Below are 18,724 nucleotides of genomic sequence, written 5' to 3' on the forward strand. Positions count from 1 at the left end.
GTAAGCGTCTGCTTAGCGCCGTCTGTACTACCTGATCCGATGCCTGCATGATTGAATTGGGTGCACAAATTGAATGTGCCCACAATTTCAATTATGGACACAAAAATTCAACCAGTCATTTCGTCCCCAAAGCGCGGCCCGTACCGTCGGCACACAGTCGAATTTAAGCGTGCCGTTGTTGCGCGCTCGTTGGCGATCGGCACGTCGGTCTCACGTGTGGCTCGCGAGTACAACGTGAACGCCAACCAAGTCTTCGCCTGGCGCAAGCAGTTTGGTGAAGTGCCGCACAACGTCGCTGCCGACGGAGCTTGCCAACTGCTACCGATCACGGTGACCGAATCGGCGCCGCTATCTTGCGATAGCGCTGAGAGCGCAATGCCCGCTGCCGGTGTGATCGTGCTTAACGTGGGACGGGTGCAACTGCGCCTGGAAGGCAGCGTTGACGCGACGACGCTAGCCCAGGTGCTGGGGCGCCTGCTACCGTGATCGGCCTGCCGGCGGGCACGCGCATCTGGCTGGCGGCCGGCGTCACGGACATGCGTTGCGGCTTCAATGGTCTGGCCGCCAAAGCCCAAACGGCTTTGCAGGAAGATCCGTTCAGCGGGCATGTGTTCGTGTTCCGGGGCCGGCGCGGCGACATCATCAAATTGCTCTGGTGGACCGGTGACGGTTTGTGCCTGCTGGCTAAACGGCTTGAGCGCGGCCGCTTCGTCTGGCCGCAGGCCGTCGACGGCGTGGTGTCGCTGACCCAGGCCCAGCTGTCGATGCTGCTTGAAGGCATAGACTGGCGCCGCCCTGAGCGCACTTGGCGGCCATCGTCGGCCTTGTAAACGTTGCGAGGCTCGCGTAAACTTGGCGCATGCTCAGCTCAGCCGACCTGCCCAACGACATCGATGCCTTGAAGGCGTTGTTGCTCGCCAGCGAGCGCTTGTTGCAAGAACGTGACGATCAACTGGCCGGCCTGACCGAGCAACTCAATACGCGCGCCGTCGAGATCGAGCACCTCAAGTTGCAGATCGCCAAGCTGCGGCGTATGCAGTTCGGTCGCAAGTCCGAGAAACTTGACCATCAGATCGAGCAACTGGAACTGCAACTCGAAGACCTGCAGGCCGACGAAGGCGAAGCGGGGCGCGAGATGCCGGCCGCCGACCAGGCACCGCGCAAGAAGTCGGTGCGCCGCCCCTTGCCTGACCATCTGCCGCGCGACGAGAAGATCTATGCACCGCCAGCTGATGCCTGCCCGGCCTGCGGCGGCGGTTTGCGCCAGCTCGGCTGCGACGTGGCCGAGCAGCTTGAGTTCGTGCCGGCAAGCTTCCGCGTGATCCGCCATGTACGCCCCAAGCTGGCCTGCTCCTGCTGCGACGCGATCGTGCAGGCGCCAGCGCCCAGCCGGCCAATCGAACGAGGCATCGCCGGCCCGGGCCTGCTGGCGCACATCCTGGTGGCCAAGTTCGCCGACCACTTGCCGTTGTATCGCCAGTCGGTGATCTATGCACGCGAAGGTGTTGAGCTTGATCGCGCCTTGCTGGCCAGCTGGGTCGGTGCCGCCAGTGCGCTGTTGCGCCCGTTGGTCGATGCAATCCGGCGCCACGTGCTGGCAGCGTCCAAGCTGCATGCCGACGACACCCCGATCCCGGTGCTCGCGCCCGGCAACGGCAAGACCAAGACGGCACGTCTGTGGACCTATGTGCGCGATGACCGGCCCGCTGGTGATACCACGCCGCCGGCGGTGTGGTTTGCTTATACGCCGGATCGTAAAGGCATCCATCCGCAAACCCACCTGGCAAAGTTCGAAGGCGTGCTGCAGGCTGACGCGTATGCGGGCTTCAACGCGCTGTTTGAAGGCGGCACCATCCGCGAAGCGGCATGCTGGGCGCATGCGCGGCGCAAGTTCTACGATCTGCACGCGGCCAGGCCAACGGCCTTGACTACCGAGGCGCTGCGCCGGGTCGCAGAGCTGTATGTGATCGAGGCCGAGATCCGGGGCAAGCCGCCCGATGAACGAAGACATATCCGCCAAGCCCGATCACGCCCGCTGGTCGATAACTTCGAACACTGGCTGCGTGCCACGTTAGAGACACTGTCGCGCAAGTCCGACACGGCAGCGGCGATCCTGTATGCCCTCAAGCTGTGGCCGGCGCTGGTGCGCTACTGCGACGATGGCACCATCGAGATCGACAACTCTGCTGCCGAGCGCGCCTTGCGCGGCGTGGCGATCGGCCGTCGCAACTACCTATTTGCCGGTGCCGACAGCGGCGGCGAGCGCGCTGCCGCCATCTACTCGTTGATTGGCACTGCCAAACTCAATGGTGTCGACCCCGAGGCTTGGTTGCGCCATGTGCTGGCCCATATCGCTGACCATCCGGTCAACCGTGTTGAAGACTTCCTGCCATGGAACTGCGCGACGCTAGTGCCATCTAGTTCCAACCACTCGAGAAGCACATAATTCCCACACAATCTGCTTTGCGATAATGCGAACATTTCCTACACAATCTGCTTTACTGAAAAGCAGATTGTGTAGGAAAAAAAACAAACACAACTGACCCGTTAACATAAATTTCGACGCAAATTTGGATATGCCATTCATGCATGCCAAAACAGGTGAAAATCACGATTCGGCTTCGCGTCGTTACTCTCAATCATCCTAAACTCAGCAGGCCTTGTCCACACGGTACAGGGAAGACGCTTACGACCTACTGATCACGAATCAAACATTAAATTTCGAACCGGACGTCCAAATCACGAACCAGAGAAAGTAGATCGAATTCGTGTGAGTAACACCCATAGATCCGAACATCCAAAAGAAAAAAGCGCTTAATAATCAAACTAACCATTTGATTATTAAGCGCTTTTTTCTTGTTCTCCCAGATAACTATCTGAGCAGCTGACTCTTTGGCGGTGGATGCAGTCTTGTGCGAACCTGTCTACGCCCCCTATTCCCTGTAACAGGGAAAAATACAGCGAATTGACCGAATTTGTTCTGCTTTTGGTTGGGGGAACTATGGACAAACCCGCGCCAGCGCTCGCGTTCCCGGCTAATTTAAGCAACTGATGGAATTACAGAACAGGGACCCAATAGGGAACGGGCAGGGAATTTTCAATTCGCGTTCGCAGCTCGAGCGGATGACAGACGTGTCCGTGCTGCTGGGGGGAAGGCCATACATTCATTCCGGTTCAAGTTAAAATTGTAGACAGCGTCCGGGCCTAATCCATAGTGCTGCGCTCAATCAGTGACTCCTTCGGGGGTGTCGAGGAATCTCAACTTTAAGCCCCCCTCTCCCGAGAAAAGGCGTCCACCATTACTCCGCATAGGCCTCATATTTCAACAGCCCGTCGCTGACTACAGCTCAATTTGATACTTCCGTGATAGCCCGTTTAAATAATGCCAACGCCAACAAACGCTGCGTTGCATGATCGACAATAGGCGCAGGATATTCAGTAGTTAACCCGCTTATTGTTTTATCCAGCCATGGCGCATAAATGGCTTTATTACTCAATTGAGCAAGTTCCGGGCAATAACGGCGAATAAATTTACCCTCAGGGTCAAAACGTTCCGATTGCGTCACCGGATTAAAAATTCTGAAATATGGCTGTGCGTCGCAACCGGTCGAAGCAGCCCATTGCCAGCCGCCGTTATTTGAGGCCAGATCAAAATCCATCAGCTTTTCAGCGAAATATCGTTCTCCCCAGCGCCAATCAATCAACAAGTCTTTGACTAAAAAACTGGCGGCAATCATGCGCAAACGATTATGCATATAGCCTGTTTGATTAAGCTGACGCATCGCAGCATCGACAATCGGAAAACCTGTACGGCCTTGGCACCATGCAGCAAAATACGCCGGATTATTGGGGAAAACAATGGTGTTATATGACGGTTTAAATACCTGCGTTACCACTTCTGGCCGATGCCAGAGAATTTGCTGATAAAAATCGCGCCAGATCAATTCAGATAACCAGGTCTGGGCGCCAATACCTCCCGTATGCCATGCCACACGTGCCAGTTCCCGGATGGATACCGTGCCAAAACGCAGGTGCACAGACAAATACGAAACCCCTTTGATGGCGGGGAAATCTCTGGCCTGATGGTATTGTCCGATGCGCTGGCAAAAATCTTCAAACAACATCTCGCCGCCTTGCATCCCCGGTTTATACAAATCGACATTGCAATCTTCAAAACCCAGCTCGGATAATGGCGGTAGCTCAGGTTCAGTCAATCTGGCCAGATTATTCAGATACGGTAAAACCGGATAAGAGCGCAAATAAAAATCGTCCACTTTGGCCAGCCATACGCGCTTATAGGGCGTAAACACGCTGTACATACCCTGCGCCTGCGTCAGGATCTCGTCTTTTTCAAAAATGACCTGATCTTTATAGCTGTGAAACCCGATACCTTGCGCAGCTAATTGTTGTGCGACGCCAGCATCGCGGCAGATCGCCTCCGGTTCATAGTCATTATTGGCATAAACGGCAGCGGCTCTGTATTGTTGTGCTAAAGCGGGAATTTCACGACAAGGATCGCCATACCTAACCAATAAATCTGAGCCTTGCTCGCGCAGACTAGTTTTTAATTGCTGCAAGCTGTGCCAGATAAATGCCAGACGAGGATCTCGTTTGGGTAAGGTTTGCAAGATAGTGGAATCAAAAATGAATACAGCGATAACACGTTGTGAGTTTCTCAGCGCTTTATGTAAAGCAGCATGGTCAAACAATCGTAAATCGCGACGAAACCAAACTATTGCAGTGGCAGACATTGGCTTTAAAAAGGAAGAAATGTTACAACCGGCTAGCAAGCCAATTATGCATCTGTTTTGGCGATACGTTCAGAAAATAGTTGCGCCATCACTTGGCGCAGCCAGCGGTTCGACGCATCCGCGTGATAGCGCTCGTGCCAATGCTGCTTGACCGAGAAACTGGGCAGCTTGACCGGCACCGGCAGCATGCGGATATGTTCGCGTCCTGCCATCACCGCGCCATAGCGATGCGGCACGATGGCAATCATCTCGGTCTCGGCGACGATGCGCGCTACGCCGAGGAAACTCGGCAGTTGGAGTACGACGTTGCGCTGCACTGCTTCTTGCGCGAGCACCTTGTCGACGATGGCATGGCCGGTGCCGGAGGTGCGCACCACCACATGCGCCTCGCGCTGAAGTGCCTCAAGCCGCAGAGTCTTACCTATGCGCGGATGGTCGGCCGACACCAGGCAGGTGAAATGTTGGTTGAACAGGGTCTGCTGGTAGAAGCCCGCCTCTAGGTGCGGCATGAAGCCGACCGCCAGATCGACCGTGCCATCGGCCAGTTCGGCCGGGCTGTCCGGTGAAATTTTCGAAACGTCGAGGCGAATGCCCGGCCCCACTTCCCTCAGATGATTCAGCAACTGCGGCAACAGCACCACTTCGCTGATGTCCGTCATGCAGATGCGGAACTCACGCTGGCTGTCGGCCGGTTCGAACACCGGTTGTTCGGCCAACGCATGCTGCAGGGCCTGAATTGAGCGTCGCACATCGGCGATAGCGTTCTGCGCGCGCGGTGTAGGCTCCATGCCCTTGGCTGTGCGGCTGAACAGGCGGTCGTTGAAATGTTCGCGCAACTTGGCCAGTCCGATGCTGACCGTCGATTGGGGCAGGCCGAGGTTGTCGGCTGCGCGCGTCACGTTACGAGTCTTGTAGATCTCGTCGAATACCAACAGCAGTTCGAGGTCAAAACGGGCCATGATTTCACCCACCATTATTTAAAAACATGATTATAACAATCAAGTTATATCCATTTCCTAAATAACTTAAAAAGCGCAGAGTGATGCCATTCACAAGACGTATGGAGACCATCATGAAATCTGATAACACTGAAATTCCGTCCATCCTGATTGCCGGTGGCGGTATCGGCGGCATGGCGGCAGCACTGTCACTGGCGCGCCTTGGCATACAGGTAACAGTGCTGGAACAAGCCGCCGTCATGGGCGAGATCGGCGCCGGCATCCAACTTGGGCCTAACGCCTTCGCCGCGCTGGACGCGCTGGGCGTAGGCGCCGCCGTGCGCGATCGCGCCGTGTTCACGGAGCGTCTGGTGATGATGGATGCGGTGGATGCGACCGAAGTCGGTACCTTCGAAGTCGGCGAGCCGTTCCGCCAGCGCTTCGGCAATCCCTATGCGGTTATCCACCGCGCTGACATCCACGCCGCCATCCTGGAACAGGTACGGAAAACCCCGCAGGTCGAACTGATCACTTCTTGCCACATCGACAGCGTCAGGCAGGATGCTACCGGCGTCACCGTGACCGATCACCAGGGCCGCACCTTCCGCGCCGGCTACCTGATCGGCTGCGATGGCGTCAAGTCGGTGGTGCGCCAGCACGTGGTCGGTGACGACGTCCGTGTCTCCGGCCATGTGGTGTACCGTGCCGTAGTGCCAGCCGAACGCATGCCGATGCCGCTGCGCATGAACGCACCGGTGGTGTGGGTCGGTCCCGACTGCCACCTGGTGCACTACCCGCTGCGCGGTGGCGAACAATACAATCTGGTGGTCACCTTCCACAGCCGCGATGCGGAAGTATGGGATGTACGCGACGGCAGCAAGGAAGAGGTACTGTCCTACTTCACCGGCATCGACGCGCTGCCACGCCAGCTGCTGGAGACGCCGGACAACTGGCGCCGATGGAGCACCGCTGACCGCGAGCCGGTTGGCAACTGGACCGCCCGCCGCATCACGCTGCTGGGCGACGCCGCCCACCCGATGCTGCAGTACCTGGCGCAGGGCGCCTGCATGGCGCTGGAAGACGCAGTGACGCTGGGCGAAGCGATCAGTCACTGCAACTACGACATGACGGCCGCCTTCGCACTGTACCAGCAATCGCGCATCGCCCGCACCGCCCGTGTGGTGCTGTCGGCGCGCGAAATGGGCCGTCTGTACCACGCGTCTGGCGTCGAACGCCTGGTGCGCAACGATCTTTGGAAGGGGCGCGATGCCAACGGCTTCTACAACGCCCTGCAATGGCTGTACGGCTGGACCGCCGCCACCTGCCTGGCCACCGTCACCGACAAGGAGCAGCAGCATGCATAACGATCTGATCGTCGCCCGCCAGTCCCTTTACGACGACATGCAACAGCTACACCTGGCGCCGCTGTGGGCCTCGCTGCACACGCTGGTGCCGAAAGAACCGACGCCACCGTATGTGCCGGCCCTGTGGCGCTACGAAGATATCCTGCCGCACCTGCGCCGCGCCGGGGAACTGATCTCGGCCGAAGAAGCCGTGCGCCGCGTGCTCGTGCTGGAAAATCCCGCACTGCCCGGCCGGGCCTCGATCACGCAATCACTGTATGCCGGACTGCAGCTGATCCTGCCGGGCGAAGTCGCTCCGGCGCACCGCCATACGCAAGCCGCGCTACGCTTCATCGTGAGCGGCAGGGGCGCCTACACGGCCGTCGACGGCGAACGCACTACCATGCATCCGGGCGACTTCATCATCACCCCATCCTGGACCTGGCACGACCATGGCAATCTCGGCATCGACGGCCACACGGAACCGGTGGTCTGGCTCGACGGCCTCGATATTCCGATGCTGCGCTTCTTCGACGCCGGCTTTGCCGAAAACGGTGAGGAAACAATCCAGCATGTGGCGCGCCCGGAAGGCCAGAGCTATGCCGCCTACGGCAACAACATGGCACCCGTAAAACAGCTGCATGCGACACCCAGTTCGCCGGTGTTCAATTATCCGTACACCCGCACCCGCGAGGCACTGGAAACCTTGCGCCGCACCCAGGCGGTCGATGCCTGGCACGGCGTCATGCTTCGCTACATCAACCCGTTGACCGGCGGCTCACCAATGCCGACCATCGGTGCCTGCATGCAGCTGCTGCCGAAAGGCTTCCGAGGTCAGCGCCACCGCAGCACCGACGGCACCGTCTACAACGTGGTCGAGGGCAGCGGCAGTGTAACCATAGCGAACACCCGCTTCAGCTTTGCGCCGCACGACACCTTCGTGGTGCCTTCGTGGGCCACCGTCGCTTTCGATGCGCCCGAGGACGTGGTGTTGTTCAGCTTTTCCGATCGACCGGTGCAGCAAGCCATGGGCGTGCTGCGCGAAGCCTTCCTACCCGATTAAACCTCTCATCACATCAAGAGCACATCATGACCGCCAATTTCATTTTCCCCCCGCAAGCCATCGTCGGCCTGCCCGTCAACGGTACGGACGCCACCTTCCCGGTACGCCGCATCTACTGCGTCGGCCGCAACTACGCGGCGCACGCCCGCGAAATGGGTTTCGACCCGGATCGCGAACCGCCGTTCTTCTTCTGCAAACCGAACGATGCCGCCTCGGTGGTACCGGTGCCCGCCGATGCTACGGCGCAACTGCCATACCCGGCCAGCACCGAGAACTACCATCATGAGATTGAGTTGGTAGTCGCCATCGGCAAGGGCGGCAAAAACATTGCACCAGAGGAGGCGGCAGCTCACATCTTCGGTTACGCCGTCGGCCTGGACATGACGCGCCGCGACCTGCAGATGCGCATGCGCGAACAAGGCCGGCCATGGGAGATAGGCAAGGCCTTCGATTATTCGGCGCCCGTCGGCCCGCTGACTCGTCTGGCCGACAGCGGCGAATTGCGTAGCGGCGCCATCGAGCTGAAAGTCGATGACAAAACCACCCAGCGCAGCGACCTCACGCACCTGATCTGGTCCGTCAGCGAAACCATCGCCCAGCTGTCGACGCTGTTCGAACTGCAGCCGGGTGACCTGATCATGACCGGCACACCCGAAGGCGTCGGCCCGGTGGTGCGCGGCCAAACCATGGTCGCGCACATCGCCGGCCTGACGCCGATGACAGTCAAGATGGTCTGATACCTCGTTGCGGCCAGCCAGCAGGCCACAGAAGCCTGCGGCGATCGCATCCGACAACGCCACAACCACAACGCACGGAGACATGATGCCTACATCACCCACTATGGATGTCCAGCAGTTCATCGACAGCCATCCCTTTTCCCGCTTCCAGAAACAGCTGCTGGTACTGTGTTTTCTGGTAGTCGCCATCGATGGGTTCGACACAGCATCGATCGGTTTCATCGCCCCGGCGCTGCGCGCCGAATGGCACCTGACGGCAGCCAGCCTGGCGCCGCTGTTTGGCATCGGCCTGTTCGGCCTGATGTCCGGCGCGCTGCTGCTCGGCCCATTGGCGGACCGCTATGGCCGCAAGCCGGTGCTACTGCTATCGGTTGGCTTCTTCGCCGTCGCCAGCCTGCTATCGGCCTTCGCCACCGGCCTGCCGATGCTGCTGGCGCTGCGTTTCCTCACCGGTCTGGGGCTGGGCGGCGCGATGCCGAGCGCAATCACACTGACTTCCGAATACTGCCCGCAGCCACGCCGCGCCAGTCTGGTGACGCTGATGTTCTGCGGCTTCACGCTAGGCTCTGCGTTCGGCGGCCTGATCGCCGCGCAGCTTCTGGCATCGATAGGCTGGCGTGGCGTGCTGCTGATCGGCGGCGCCTTACCCCTGTTGCTGCTACCGGTACTGTGGATGGCGCTGCCAGAATCGTTGCGCTGGATGGTGATGCGCGGTCGCGGCGCCGTCGCTATCGCAGCCCTGGCCTCACGGATCGAAACACGATCCGGACATGCTCTGCCACAACTGGTGGTCAGCGATCGCAAGCTACCCGGTTCCCCGGTGGCGCAGCTGTTCCGTCCCGGCCTGCTGGGCGGCACGCTGCTGTTATGGAGCACCTTCTTTATGAGTCTCCTGATTATCTACCTGCTCTCCAGCTGGCTACCGACGTTGCTCAGTGGCGCGGGCCACAGCCTGTCGCAGGCGTCCTTCATCAGCTCCGCGTTTCAGATCGGCGGCACCGCCGGCGCCATCCTGCTGGGCCGCTGGATGGACCGCTACCGTCCCCAACGCGTGCTGGCGATCGCCTACCTGGCGGCAGCCGTGTGCATCGTGGCTGTCGGGCTGTCGACCGATAACGTCCCTTTGCTGGTGCTGGCCGTGTTCGGCGTTGGTTTCGGTGTTAGCGGTTCGCAGGTCGGCGCCAACGCGCTGGCTGCCGCCTTCTATCCGACCGCCAATCGCGCTACTGGCGTCAGCTGGGCCTCAGCCGTCGGCCGCAGCGGCTCAGTGGTCGGTTCCATGGTCGGTGGCGCGCTGCTGGCTGCGCAACTGAGCAACCAGACCATTTTCCTGCTGCTGGCCATTCCCGCCGTGCTGGCCGCCTGCGCCCTGCTAGCAATGGGCCGGCTGCAAGACCGGGCGAAAACAGCCTTTGTCTCGTCTCCTACCGTCACTGAAAGCACCGCAACATGAAACTGCATACCTATTACCGCAGCTCCGCGTCCTATCGCGTGCGCATTGCGCTGAACCTGAAGCAGCTCACTGCAGATGAAGCATACATCCACCTGTCGCGCAACGGCGGCGAACAATTCAGCACAGCATTCGACGCGCTCAATCCCCAGCACCTGCTGCCAGTGCTGGAGGATGACGGCCAGCTGTTGACGCAGTCGCTGGCCATCATCGAGTACTTGGACGAGACACGCCCGGTACTGCCGCTGCTGCCATCGGACGCCGCCGGACGCGCCCGCGTGCGCGCGCTGTCTCAAGCAATCGCCTGCGACATCCATCCGCTGAACAACCTGCGCGTGCTGAAATATCTGAGCGAACAATTGCAGGTGACGCTCGACCAGAAAAATGCCTGGTATCGCCACTGGGTCGCACTCGGGCTGCAAGGACTGGAGCAGCAACTGGCAAGCGACAGCATCACCGGGGCCTTCTGTCACGGTGAAACACCGACCATGGCCGATTGCTGCCTGTCTCCACAAATCTACAATGCGCGCCGCTTCGACTGCGACCTCACGCCCTACCCGACGCTGATGCGCATCAGCGCCAACTGCGAGGCATTGCCAGCCTTCCGCGACGCCGCGCCGGATCGACAGCCGGATGCCGAGTAACTTCACGCAGCACCATAAAATATAAAACATAAAACGGGGACTTCAATATGAAAAACATCACCTTCGGCGCGCTCGCGCTGGCAGCTCTGCACGCCGTTACGGCACAGGCCCAAAGCCAGGTCACAATGTACGGCGTCGTCGACACCGGCCTAGCCTACACTACAAACGTCAATGCCGCCGGCAACGCCCAGGTCAAGATGCCCAGCCTGACTGGCAGTCTGCCATCGCGTATCGGCTTCAAGGTAACGGAAGATCTGGGTGGCGGCCTGCAGGCGCTGTTCGTTCTGGAGAACGGCTTCAGCGTCGACTCGGCAGCGTCAACCAGGGCGGCCGCCTGTTCGGACGTCAATCCTGGGTTGGTTTGAAAAACGCCTACGGCACGCTGATGCTGGGCCGGCAGGTCAACATGACTTACCTCGCTACGCAAAAAACAGACGTGCTGGGACCGAACCTGTTCTCGATCAGCAGCATGGACCTGTACCTGCCTAATGCCCGCAGCGACAACGCCATCGGCTATCTGGGCAATTTCTCCGACCTCGTGATCGGCGCCACCTACAGCACCGGGCGCGACACGTCCTCGGCTGGCGGCGCCGCCGGCACCGGCTGTGCCGGTGAAGTGGCGGGCAACGCCAAAGCCTGTCGCCAGATCACTGCGCTGATCGGCTATGAAAGCACGCGCTACGGCATCAATACATCCTACGACATTTTGTATGGCGGTCCCGGTGCCGCCAATGGATTGACCAGTGCCGACAATCACGACCAGCGAGTGACTGCCAATGGCTACGTGATCATAGGCTCCACCAAAATCGGCGCCGGCGTAATCTCCCGCCAGGTGCGCGCCGCCACCGGCACAACCACCTCAGACTTGTACTATGCCGGCGTGACTCAGCCTTTGTCGCCATTGCTACAACTGGACGCGCAGGCGGCGCGCCGCAATGTCAAGAACAGCAGCGATGACACCACAATGCTGGTGGCCAGGCTCAGCTACCTCCTGTCGAAACGAACCTCGCTGTATTCGGCGATATCCGCATGTACAACTTGAGAGAAAAGCAGCCCTCCAACAAAGAAAACCGTCCATCTTTGAATACTCTCCATGGTCTCTGATTCCTGGAAATAAAAATTAGAAGCAGATCATGCATTGACACATAACCTGCAATTTTTTAATGCAAGCGTGAAAGACCGCAAATGGCCGTTTTGAGCTGGTCGCGGGAGGTTGATTTCGACCCTAAGGCGTCGGTCGCGCTTTCGAAAAGCGGACGTTATGAGTACATGCAACTGGAACTCATAGAGCTGCTTACCGCAAAGGCTGGTCGATTTTTAATGCTGACCTAAACGGATATCCCGCCTATCTCTGAAAGTCAGGACGACTCAGCATAAGGAAACCATGATTCTGCGCCATTGAATTCGTAGTCTTTGCCCTTTCGTCCTTCCCACTCTCCCAGAATGTACGGCCACTCTATCTCAAGTACGAAAATGTAATTGGGAAGAATGGTATAACGACGTTCCTCCATGTCAACGACCATGGTTTTCCGTTCAATCCGTTGACGCATCCAAGAAAAAGCTAGGTAGCGGGAACAAGAAGACATCGCAAAGGCACATCCCCAGGCGAGACCAGGGATATCGTGACCATCAATCTGAATTGTATGATACGAGTCACCCCACGGTGGTTCGCCCACGTAGGGCAACTGGATTTCGTGATTTCCATTCGGAGAAACCAAGAGAAAATCACCCATCCCGGCCCACTCTTGGCGATGTTCTTGGCTAAATTCGATTCGAGTTAACGTCATAACTAGCACTATCTTCTAAAAAATGACACCAGCTGTGAAACAACGGTGTCACGCGACATATTCTGGCCGGCATATAGCTACGAAATTTCAACCGAGAGCAAACATATAGGCACAACCGCTGGTCGCGGGACGTTTTTACCCATCCATGACCGCTTACGAATACAAGCACGACTGGCCGCTCCTGGCCGGTTGCCGTCGTTCAATGCTCTTACTTTGATTTTTTCATGCCTAACAACCCTTGAGTCTATTTGTGTACTTAGCATAAAAATGCGTTGAACTATCGAGGCAGGTTTTACGCTTACTATTTGCACATAAGGGTGTCCTCAGATACGCAGTACGGGCAGGTTGTATCCCCACCAACACACGTTCCCACATATTCGAGTTCTGATGTATTACCCTGACTTGTTAGTCTGGTGGTTGTGTAAATTTTGTCGCCCGGGACTCCTGCATCAACAAAAAATTGGCGTAAGGCCCGTGCACGTGCTTCTGCCAACGGAACTTGACTATTCTTGCCAGAACCAAGAGCGTCTCCATCTGTGATGATGATCAGCGTTTCTCTGCTCGCCTGAAGCATTGCCTGAATGTCGGCGGGATTGTTGGGGTCTGCCTTGATCGTGATATTGCCGCCGTTTGGCGGGGTGATCGTAATTTCAAGATTGCGCAATGACTCTTCAAGCTCTTTCTGATTGAGCAATTGAATTTGTTTCAGAATATCTTTTTCGTCATCCTGCATACATCCGCCCCTTTTATTTTTGACAATCATAGCCGAAATAAGCAGTGACTTTTCCTTGGCGATTGTGGGATTTTTGGTGTGTAGCGAGATTCGGCATTCTTTGCGAATGCCCTCAATAGAAAACTGACGGCGATAATAGTAAACACCGTGGCGGGATTGTTGGATTCTGCAAGCAAGCTTCATGGCAACCTCTGGTGAAGAGGTACCCCTATGAGTGCCACCATGAGTGAAATACAAATAAAAAAGCCCTTGAAAAATCAAGGGCTTATCTTATTCTGGCGGTGGATGCAGTCTTGTGCGAACCTGTCTACGCACCCTATTCCCTGTAACAGGGAAAAATACAGCGAATTGACCGAATTTGTTCTGCTTTTGGTTGACGTCACCAGGGACAAACCCGCGCCAGTACTCACGTTTCCGACTATTTTAAGCAATTGGCAGAATTACAGAACAGGGAACGACTAGGGAATGAGCAGGGAATTTTTAATTCGCGCCTGCAGTTCAAATCCGCTTTAGGGATTCGAACTGCGGATTACCTTTTCCCATTCGCGACCGAGTACCGTTGAGAGGGATAGATATCTAAAGAAACTTAGGCCATCGCGCAGGTCTTTTGACTGTCGGGCCAGGGACGCTTCGAATAGGTGGATTTCGACATTGGTGCCTTCCTTCCGACATTACGTCAAGAGAGCTACAAGTCGGAATGGATCAGCCACCTTGTGTACGTCAATCTGATGCATGTCTTCCTCCGTTTTCTTGATTATGTTTTTTTACTATCAGGAATAAAATATTGCGAATGCAGTGCCCCTCTCGCTCAGTAACGAGCGAGTTTTCTATGCATTCAGGAGGCGTATTTTCGAATGGGGGTTGCCGTCAACCGAATGGTCCGCATGCTGACCGCCTAAAAGAGTCGGCGACAGCTTGCGCGGATTTCAGGAGACGGCGCCTTCCCGGATCATGGTCAATTGGAGCAGGAGAAACTTGAAGCAACGTTGACGTCGCCAGCGATGTACTTCGGCCATTGCGGATACTCGCACAGTGGGCGAGTCCGGCCGGCAGTCGGGGGATTCATATCAGTGATGACCAGATTGCTCGGAGCCACGCCTTTTGTAATCCAGTTGTCCAACACTGTCAGCGCGTCATAGGCGCCTTCGAATTGTCCACCAAAACCATGGGCCCCACCTGGCACAAGGTAGAATTTGAGAAACGACGAGAGCTCTCCTTGTCCGTAAGATGCCAGCAACCGATTGTAGTAATCAATTGACATTTGCGCAGGAATAAACTGATCTGATTGCCCATGTTGAAGAATTAATTTTCCGCCACGATTTTTGAAAGCTGTCATATCAGTACTTGTGGCATCCATTAGATTACTTACCGTTTTCGTTCTATCAGTGAGAGCTCCCGGATTTGAAAAATTGAAAGTCATCAAGTCGATAGCGGGGTTCCGCGCAATAGCGAATCTGACCAGGTCATTCGGGAATGCATAGAAAAAAGATCCCTGACCTGCGGCGGCAGTAGCCGGATCCACGATCGCATTTTGTGCGGAAGTTCCCAGCGGGGCTACATAAGGATTCCAGAAATCAGTGCCGGAAAGAATGTTGTACGCGGGGATAGTGCGGATGCCGTTTGCGAAGTCAAAGCTAGTGACAAGTGGCGTCGCCATGGTATTGACTGTATTGATTTGAGCATCCGACAGGCAAGTGTTGCCTGAGTCGACGCCTCCGGGGCAACGGAGGGTCGCCGGATCGAAATGGCACAGCGCGGGATTGCTGATGAGGCCGTCCGCTGCACCATCCAGACTGTCACATTGCGCCATTACGGCGGCTTTCAGAACAGAAGCCTTGGCGACGCTGATAAACCCGCCAGGAGCAAGAGAGGCTTGTGAAACTCGGCCCATCTGAAATGACAGCCCTAAGAGTTCAGACGCGGGGTATGTGGCGATAACGCCATCATAATCGGCAGGGTATCTCTGCGCCGCCACGAGACCTTGGCGCCCACCGCCCGAGCCACCAATGTAATAGCTATGAGAGAAAGGTACTCCATAGCGATTCTTCGCTAGAAATTGGGAGACATCGTGTGTTTTTTTTACATGCTCTCCAGCGTAATTGGCCAGGGCTTCGTCGTTTTGCAAAAACGTGCCGTCCGAAACGTTCCCTTGGTGCCCACTATCGCTCCCGAGAGTCACATACCCGCGTGCCAGCGGAGACTTTGCCCCATTAACTTCAGTGGAGGTGAGGCCGGAGCTGGCAAAGCCAGTAGTCACTGGGATAGTGCCGTCGAGCCCCCCGCCACCAAAATGGACGGATTTTCCGTTCCAGGTGCTGGGCAGATCCACTTCAAAGCGTATGTCGGGAGCTGAAAAATCTACAGGCTGAATTTTTCCTAGCACCTTGCAATACTCGCCAGAAGTGTTGCCCTCTGCCGTCGCTGCGATCAGAGTCGCACTCGCAATCGACGCTCCGGACGTAGGAAGTCCAATCTCCGATGCGGGGACATTAAGTCCCTGCATGGCTGCACACATTTCAGCCGATGTTTTCGCTGCAACGGGCGACGTTATCGAATCGCTGCCACCACCGCAACCAGCGACGACAACCAATGCCGATCCGGCGACGCAAACCAGGCGCAAGCGCGCGCGGACAACCGATAGCTTGAATTTCATGTTTTGTCTCCTTTGAATTTTTAATGTGACTTCTTTACTACCTGGAATAAAATTTTGCGAAGGCAGTGACGTCCTCTCGCTCGGTAAGGAAAAGCGGACATTGGAACCCTGTGCGGCGAGTTGTTGAAATCGATGGCAAAGCTGCAAATGCCGTCCTGTGGGAACAGCCCTGCCATCACCGACCTTATCTACGCTAGTTCAGCCACTTTTTGACAAACGAGTAATGGCTTCTTTGCTCCCGGCCTGTTCCCGGAGCTTGAATTTCTGAATCTTCCCGGTCGCGGTCTTCGGCACCTCGGTGAAGACTACCCGGCGCGGGCATTTGAAGTGGGCCAGGCGCTCACGGCAGAAGGACAGAATCTCGGCCTCGGACGGCTCGGCTGCAGAGGATTTCAGTTCAACAAAGGCGCACGGAACCTCCCCCCATTTGTCGTCGGGCTGGCCCACCACGGCTGCATGAAGCACGGCGGGATGAAGATGCAACACATCCTCGATCTCGATTGAAGAAATGTTTTCACCACCAGAAATGATGACGTCTTTTGAGCGGTCCGTGATCTGCACGTAACCGTCGGCATGAACGACCGCCACATCACCAGTGTGAAACCAGCCGCCGTCAAATGCCCTCTTCGTTGCGTCCGGATTCTTCAGGTAGCCCATCATGACTGTATTGCCTCGCAGCAGGATCTCGCCGGCGGTCTTCCCGTCACGAGGCACTGGTACCAGTGTTTCGGGATCCGCGACCATCATGGCTTCGAACCCGGCAGCACGAGCGCCTTGCCTGACTCGAAGTTTGGACTTCTGGTCCGTGGGCAGGTCATCCCAACCATCCTGCCAAACGCAGCTCACCGGTGTTCCACAGACTTCCGTAATGCCGAAAACGTGATCGACCTGGAAACCCATGGCGGAGACCGCTTCGAGGACCGCGGCGGGTGGCGGCGACCCTGCCGTGAGCACCCGAACCGGACGTGGCAGTGCCCGTTTGACCGTCTCCCCAGCGTTGGCGATCATCGCCATCACAATCGGTGCAGCACAGAAATGATCGACACCGTGCTCCTCGATGGCGTCGAAGACATTCTCAGCAGACACCTTGCGCAGGCACACGTGCGTCCCCGCAGCCGCGGTGATCGCCCACGTAAAGCACCAGCCGTTCGCGTGGAACATAGGCAGGGTCCACAGATACTTTGCGGCGTGCGGCAACGCCCAGTTGGTAAGTTGCAGCATGCTCATAAGGTAGGTGGATCGATGACTTGCGACAACACCCTTCGGATCGCCTGTCGTCCCCGAGGTGTAGTTCAGTGCGATGGGCTCCCATTCGCTCTTTGGCCAACGACCCACAAAATTCGACTCACCTTCGGCCAGAAGGCTTTCGTAGTCGGCCTCAAAGACGGCATTAGAGGCTGGCGCGAGGTGGTCATTGATAAGAACTACGACCGGACGCAGTTCCAACCGGTCCAATGCCGCCGCTGCCACTTCAGCAAATTCACGGTCCACGAGAAGGAACTTGCATTCGCCGTGTCGCAGGATGAAAGCCAGCCCTTCGGCATCGAGCCGAACGTTCAGTGCGTTGAGAACGGCGCCGGCCAAGGGCACGCCGAAGTGGCATTCCAGCATTGCCGGGGTATTGGGCGCGAGAACGGAAACGGTGTCGCCGGCACCGATTCCTCTTGCGGCAAGCGCGGAAGCCAGCCGGTAGCAGCGATCACGTGTCTGGGCCCAGGTCTGCCGATAGTCACCGTGGATCAGCGCCGTCCGATAGGGATGCACAAGGGCGGCACGATCCAGGAAACCGAGCGGCGTGAGCGGCACATGGTTCGCTTCATTGCGCTCAAGTCCTGTCTCATAGGCGATGGATTTCATACGTCTGTCTCCTTATTTTTATCATGGAATGTGGTGAACGATTCAACCAGCTCGCGCTCCGTGGCCAAGGTATTCTCGATGCAACGCTCATCCGCGTAGCCCAGGCTCATGCCACACATCAGCATCTGGTCATCGGGGATGGCGAGCTCAGCCGAAATGATGCGGTGGTACTTCAGAAACGCGGCCTGCACGCAGGTGTGCAAACCTCTGCCCCGGGCCGCGATCATGACGCTCTGCAAAAACATGCCGTAGTCGATGAAACTACCCACCTCCATGCTGCGCTCCAGCGTGAAGAAGAGCCCCACGGGCGCGTCGAAGAACTGGTAATTACGGCCGTGCTGCACGTGCATGCGCGGCTTGTCGCCCTTGGTGATGCCCAGCAAACCGTACAAGTCCCAACCCACCTTGCGACGCCTCTCGATGTAGGGCGTCACCCATTCCCGAGGATAATACTGATACGGCTCTTCGAGTTCGGCGCTGAGCGCGGGGTCGTCGTCGACCTTGGCAATGGCAGCAGACAAATTAGCCTTGGCGTCCGCGGTGACGACGTGCACACGCCAAGGTTGGATGTTCATGCCGGAAGCACTGAACCGGGCCGTATCCAGTATGGATTCGACGTCTTCACGAGACACAGGCTGATCTGAAAAAGCACGCACGCTGCGCCGCGTACGAATCGACCAGTCCACAATACGTTGGATTTCGGAAAGCGACGACAGGGGTGGCGATGAGTGGCGATTCATGGGTGTGTTCAAGAAATATAGTGAGATG

The 18,724-nt window shown here is 57.2% G+C and carries 16 protein-coding genes; 9 read left to right on the forward strand and 7 right to left on the reverse strand.

Features of this window, described 5'->3' with window-relative positions; genetic code table 11:
- Positions 1 to 93 precede the first annotated feature (93 nt).
- From BM029_RS26455 to BM029_RS11455, 3 genes are read left to right on the forward strand one after another with little or no spacing between them, the layout of a single operon-like run.
- Positions 94 to 486, forward strand: a complete 393-nt coding sequence (locus tag BM029_RS26455; RefSeq protein ID WP_092436101.1) for an IS66-like element accessory protein TnpA — start codon at positions 94 to 96, stop codon at positions 484 to 486.
- Positions 483 to 830 (forward strand): IS66 family insertion sequence element accessory protein TnpB, encoded by a 348-nt coding sequence (gene tnpB / locus BM029_RS11450; RefSeq protein ID WP_092436103.1) that lies wholly within the window; start codon positions 483 to 485, stop codon positions 828 to 830. Before BM029_RS26455 ends, tnpB begins: the two co-directional genes overlap by 4 nt.
- Positions 831 to 859: 29 nt before the next feature.
- The gene (locus tag BM029_RS11455; protein ID WP_092436105.1) at positions 860 to 2,446 is read left to right on the forward strand and encodes an IS66 family transposase; all 1,587 of its coding nucleotides are present in this window, start codon (positions 860 to 862) and stop codon (positions 2,444 to 2,446) included.
- A gap of 901 nt (positions 2,447 to 3,347) precedes the next feature.
- Here the strand turns inward: BM029_RS11455 and BM029_RS11460 are convergent.
- Both BM029_RS11460 and BM029_RS11465 read right to left on the reverse strand, forming a co-directional pair.
- The gene (locus BM029_RS11460) at positions 3,348 to 4,751 is read right to left on the reverse strand and encodes a cryptochrome/photolyase family protein (protein ID WP_092436107.1); all 1,404 of its coding nucleotides are present in this window, start codon (positions 4,749 to 4,751) and stop codon (positions 3,348 to 3,350) included.
- Between the two features lie 44 nt (positions 4,752 to 4,795).
- The gene (locus BM029_RS11465) at positions 4,796 to 5,710 is read right to left on the reverse strand and encodes a LysR family transcriptional regulator (protein WP_092436277.1); all 915 of its coding nucleotides are present in this window, start codon (positions 5,708 to 5,710) and stop codon (positions 4,796 to 4,798) included.
- Positions 5,711 to 5,823: 113 nt separating this feature from the next.
- On the opposite strand from BM029_RS11465, the gene BM029_RS11470 reads away from it, so the two are divergent.
- From BM029_RS11470 to BM029_RS11495, 6 genes are all read left to right on the forward strand, one after another.
- Positions 5,824 to 7,053: a 3-hydroxybenzoate 6-monooxygenase gene (locus BM029_RS11470; protein WP_092436109.1), complete on the forward strand. Its 1,230-nt coding sequence runs from the start codon at positions 5,824 to 5,826 to the stop codon at positions 7,051 to 7,053.
- Positions 7,046 to 8,095 carry a gentisate 1,2-dioxygenase gene (gene gtdA, locus BM029_RS11475; protein ID WP_092436111.1) on the forward strand — a complete coding sequence of 350 codons (1,050 nt, stop codon included), beginning with the start codon at positions 7,046 to 7,048 and terminating at the stop codon, positions 8,093 to 8,095. The genes BM029_RS11470 and gtdA overlap by 8 nt, the downstream gene beginning before the upstream one ends.
- A gap of 26 nt (positions 8,096 to 8,121) precedes the next feature.
- The gene (locus BM029_RS11480) at positions 8,122 to 8,832 is read left to right on the forward strand and encodes a fumarylacetoacetate hydrolase family protein (protein WP_092436113.1); all 711 of its coding nucleotides are present in this window, start codon (positions 8,122 to 8,124) and stop codon (positions 8,830 to 8,832) included.
- 85 nt (positions 8,833 to 8,917) lie between these two features.
- Positions 8,918 to 10,285, forward strand: coding sequence for an MFS transporter (locus BM029_RS11485; protein ID WP_092436115.1), 1,368 nt, complete (start codon positions 8,918 to 8,920; stop codon positions 10,283 to 10,285).
- Positions 10,282 to 10,926: a maleylacetoacetate isomerase gene (gene maiA, locus BM029_RS11490; RefSeq protein WP_092436117.1), complete on the forward strand. Its 645-nt coding sequence runs from the start codon at positions 10,282 to 10,284 to the stop codon at positions 10,924 to 10,926. The genes BM029_RS11485 and maiA overlap by 4 nt, the downstream gene beginning before the upstream one ends.
- 223 nt (positions 10,927 to 11,149) lie before the next feature.
- On the forward strand, positions 11,150 to 11,968 hold the full coding sequence (locus tag BM029_RS11495; RefSeq protein ID WP_256381606.1) for a porin: 819 nt from the start codon (positions 11,150 to 11,152) through the stop codon (positions 11,966 to 11,968).
- Positions 11,969 to 12,284: 316 nt separating this feature from the next.
- Here the strand turns inward: BM029_RS11495 and BM029_RS11500 are convergent, their stop codons facing one another.
- From BM029_RS11500 to BM029_RS11525, 5 genes are all read right to left on the reverse strand, one after another.
- Positions 12,285 to 12,659: a hypothetical protein gene (locus tag BM029_RS11500; RefSeq protein ID WP_092436278.1), complete on the reverse strand. Its 375-nt coding sequence runs from the start codon at positions 12,657 to 12,659 to the stop codon at positions 12,285 to 12,287.
- A gap of 355 nt (positions 12,660 to 13,014) precedes the next feature.
- Complete coding sequence (locus BM029_RS11505) at positions 13,015 to 13,629, reverse strand: OmpA family protein (RefSeq protein WP_139217230.1); 615 nt, start codon at positions 13,627 to 13,629, stop codon at positions 13,015 to 13,017.
- Positions 13,630 to 14,401: 772 nt separating this feature from the next.
- Positions 14,402 to 16,099 (reverse strand): tannase/feruloyl esterase family alpha/beta hydrolase, encoded by a 1,698-nt coding sequence (locus BM029_RS11515; RefSeq protein ID WP_092436123.1) that lies wholly within the window; start codon positions 16,097 to 16,099, stop codon positions 14,402 to 14,404.
- Between the two features lie 198 nt (positions 16,100 to 16,297).
- Positions 16,298 to 17,956, reverse strand: coding sequence for an AMP-binding protein (locus BM029_RS11520; RefSeq protein WP_092436125.1), 1,659 nt, complete (start codon positions 17,954 to 17,956; stop codon positions 16,298 to 16,300).
- A complete protein-coding gene (locus tag BM029_RS11525) occupies positions 17,953 to 18,696 on the reverse strand; it encodes a nitroreductase (RefSeq protein ID WP_092436127.1) in 744 nt (247 codons plus the stop codon). Before BM029_RS11525 ends, BM029_RS11520 begins: the two co-directional genes overlap by 4 nt.
- Positions 18,697 to 18,724: the final 28 nt, after the last annotated feature.

It is taken from the genome of Collimonas sp. OK607 (genome assembly GCF_900111995.1).
In the GTDB taxonomy this organism is placed as follows: Bacteria; Pseudomonadota; Gammaproteobacteria; order Burkholderiales; family Burkholderiaceae_D; genus Collimonas.

Excerpts from the sequence above, each read along its gene's own strand:
- BM029_RS11470 (WP_092436109.1), top strand. The coding sequence starts at position 5,824 with ATGAAATCTGATAACACTGAAATTCCGTCCATCCTGATTGCCGGTGGC.
- BM029_RS11525 (WP_092436127.1), bottom strand. The coding sequence starts at position 18,696 with ATGAATCGCCACTCATCGCCACCCCTGTCGTCGCTTTCCGAAATCCAA.
- BM029_RS11500 (WP_092436278.1), bottom strand. The coding sequence starts at position 12,659 with ATGGGTGATTTTCTCTTGGTTTCTCCGAATGGAAATCACGAAATCCAG.
- BM029_RS11520 (WP_092436125.1), bottom strand. The coding sequence starts at position 17,956 with ATGAAATCCATCGCCTATGAGACAGGACTTGAGCGCAATGAAGCGAAC.
- BM029_RS11505 (WP_139217230.1), bottom strand. The coding sequence starts at position 13,629 with ATGAAGCTTGCTTGCAGAATCCAACAATCCCGCCACGGTGTTTACTAT.
- BM029_RS26455 (WP_092436101.1), top strand. The coding sequence starts at position 94 with ATGGACACAAAAATTCAACCAGTCATTTCGTCCCCAAAGCGCGGCCCG.
- BM029_RS11515 (WP_092436123.1), bottom strand. The coding sequence starts at position 16,099 with ATGAAATTCAAGCTATCGGTTGTCCGCGCGCGCTTGCGCCTGGTTTGC.
- BM029_RS11455 (WP_092436105.1), top strand. The coding sequence starts at position 860 with ATGCTCAGCTCAGCCGACCTGCCCAACGACATCGATGCCTTGAAGGCG.
- BM029_RS11465 (WP_092436277.1), bottom strand. The coding sequence starts at position 5,710 with ATGGCCCGTTTTGACCTCGAACTGCTGTTGGTATTCGACGAGATCTAC.
- BM029_RS11485 (WP_092436115.1), top strand. The coding sequence starts at position 8,918 with ATGCCTACATCACCCACTATGGATGTCCAGCAGTTCATCGACAGCCAT.
- BM029_RS11480 (WP_092436113.1), top strand. The coding sequence starts at position 8,122 with ATGACCGCCAATTTCATTTTCCCCCCGCAAGCCATCGTCGGCCTGCCC.
- BM029_RS11460 (WP_092436107.1), bottom strand. The coding sequence starts at position 4,751 with ATGTCTGCCACTGCAATAGTTTGGTTTCGTCGCGATTTACGATTGTTT.
- maiA (WP_092436117.1), top strand. The coding sequence starts at position 10,282 with ATGAAACTGCATACCTATTACCGCAGCTCCGCGTCCTATCGCGTGCGC.
- gtdA (WP_092436111.1), top strand. The coding sequence starts at position 7,046 with ATGCATAACGATCTGATCGTCGCCCGCCAGTCCCTTTACGACGACATG.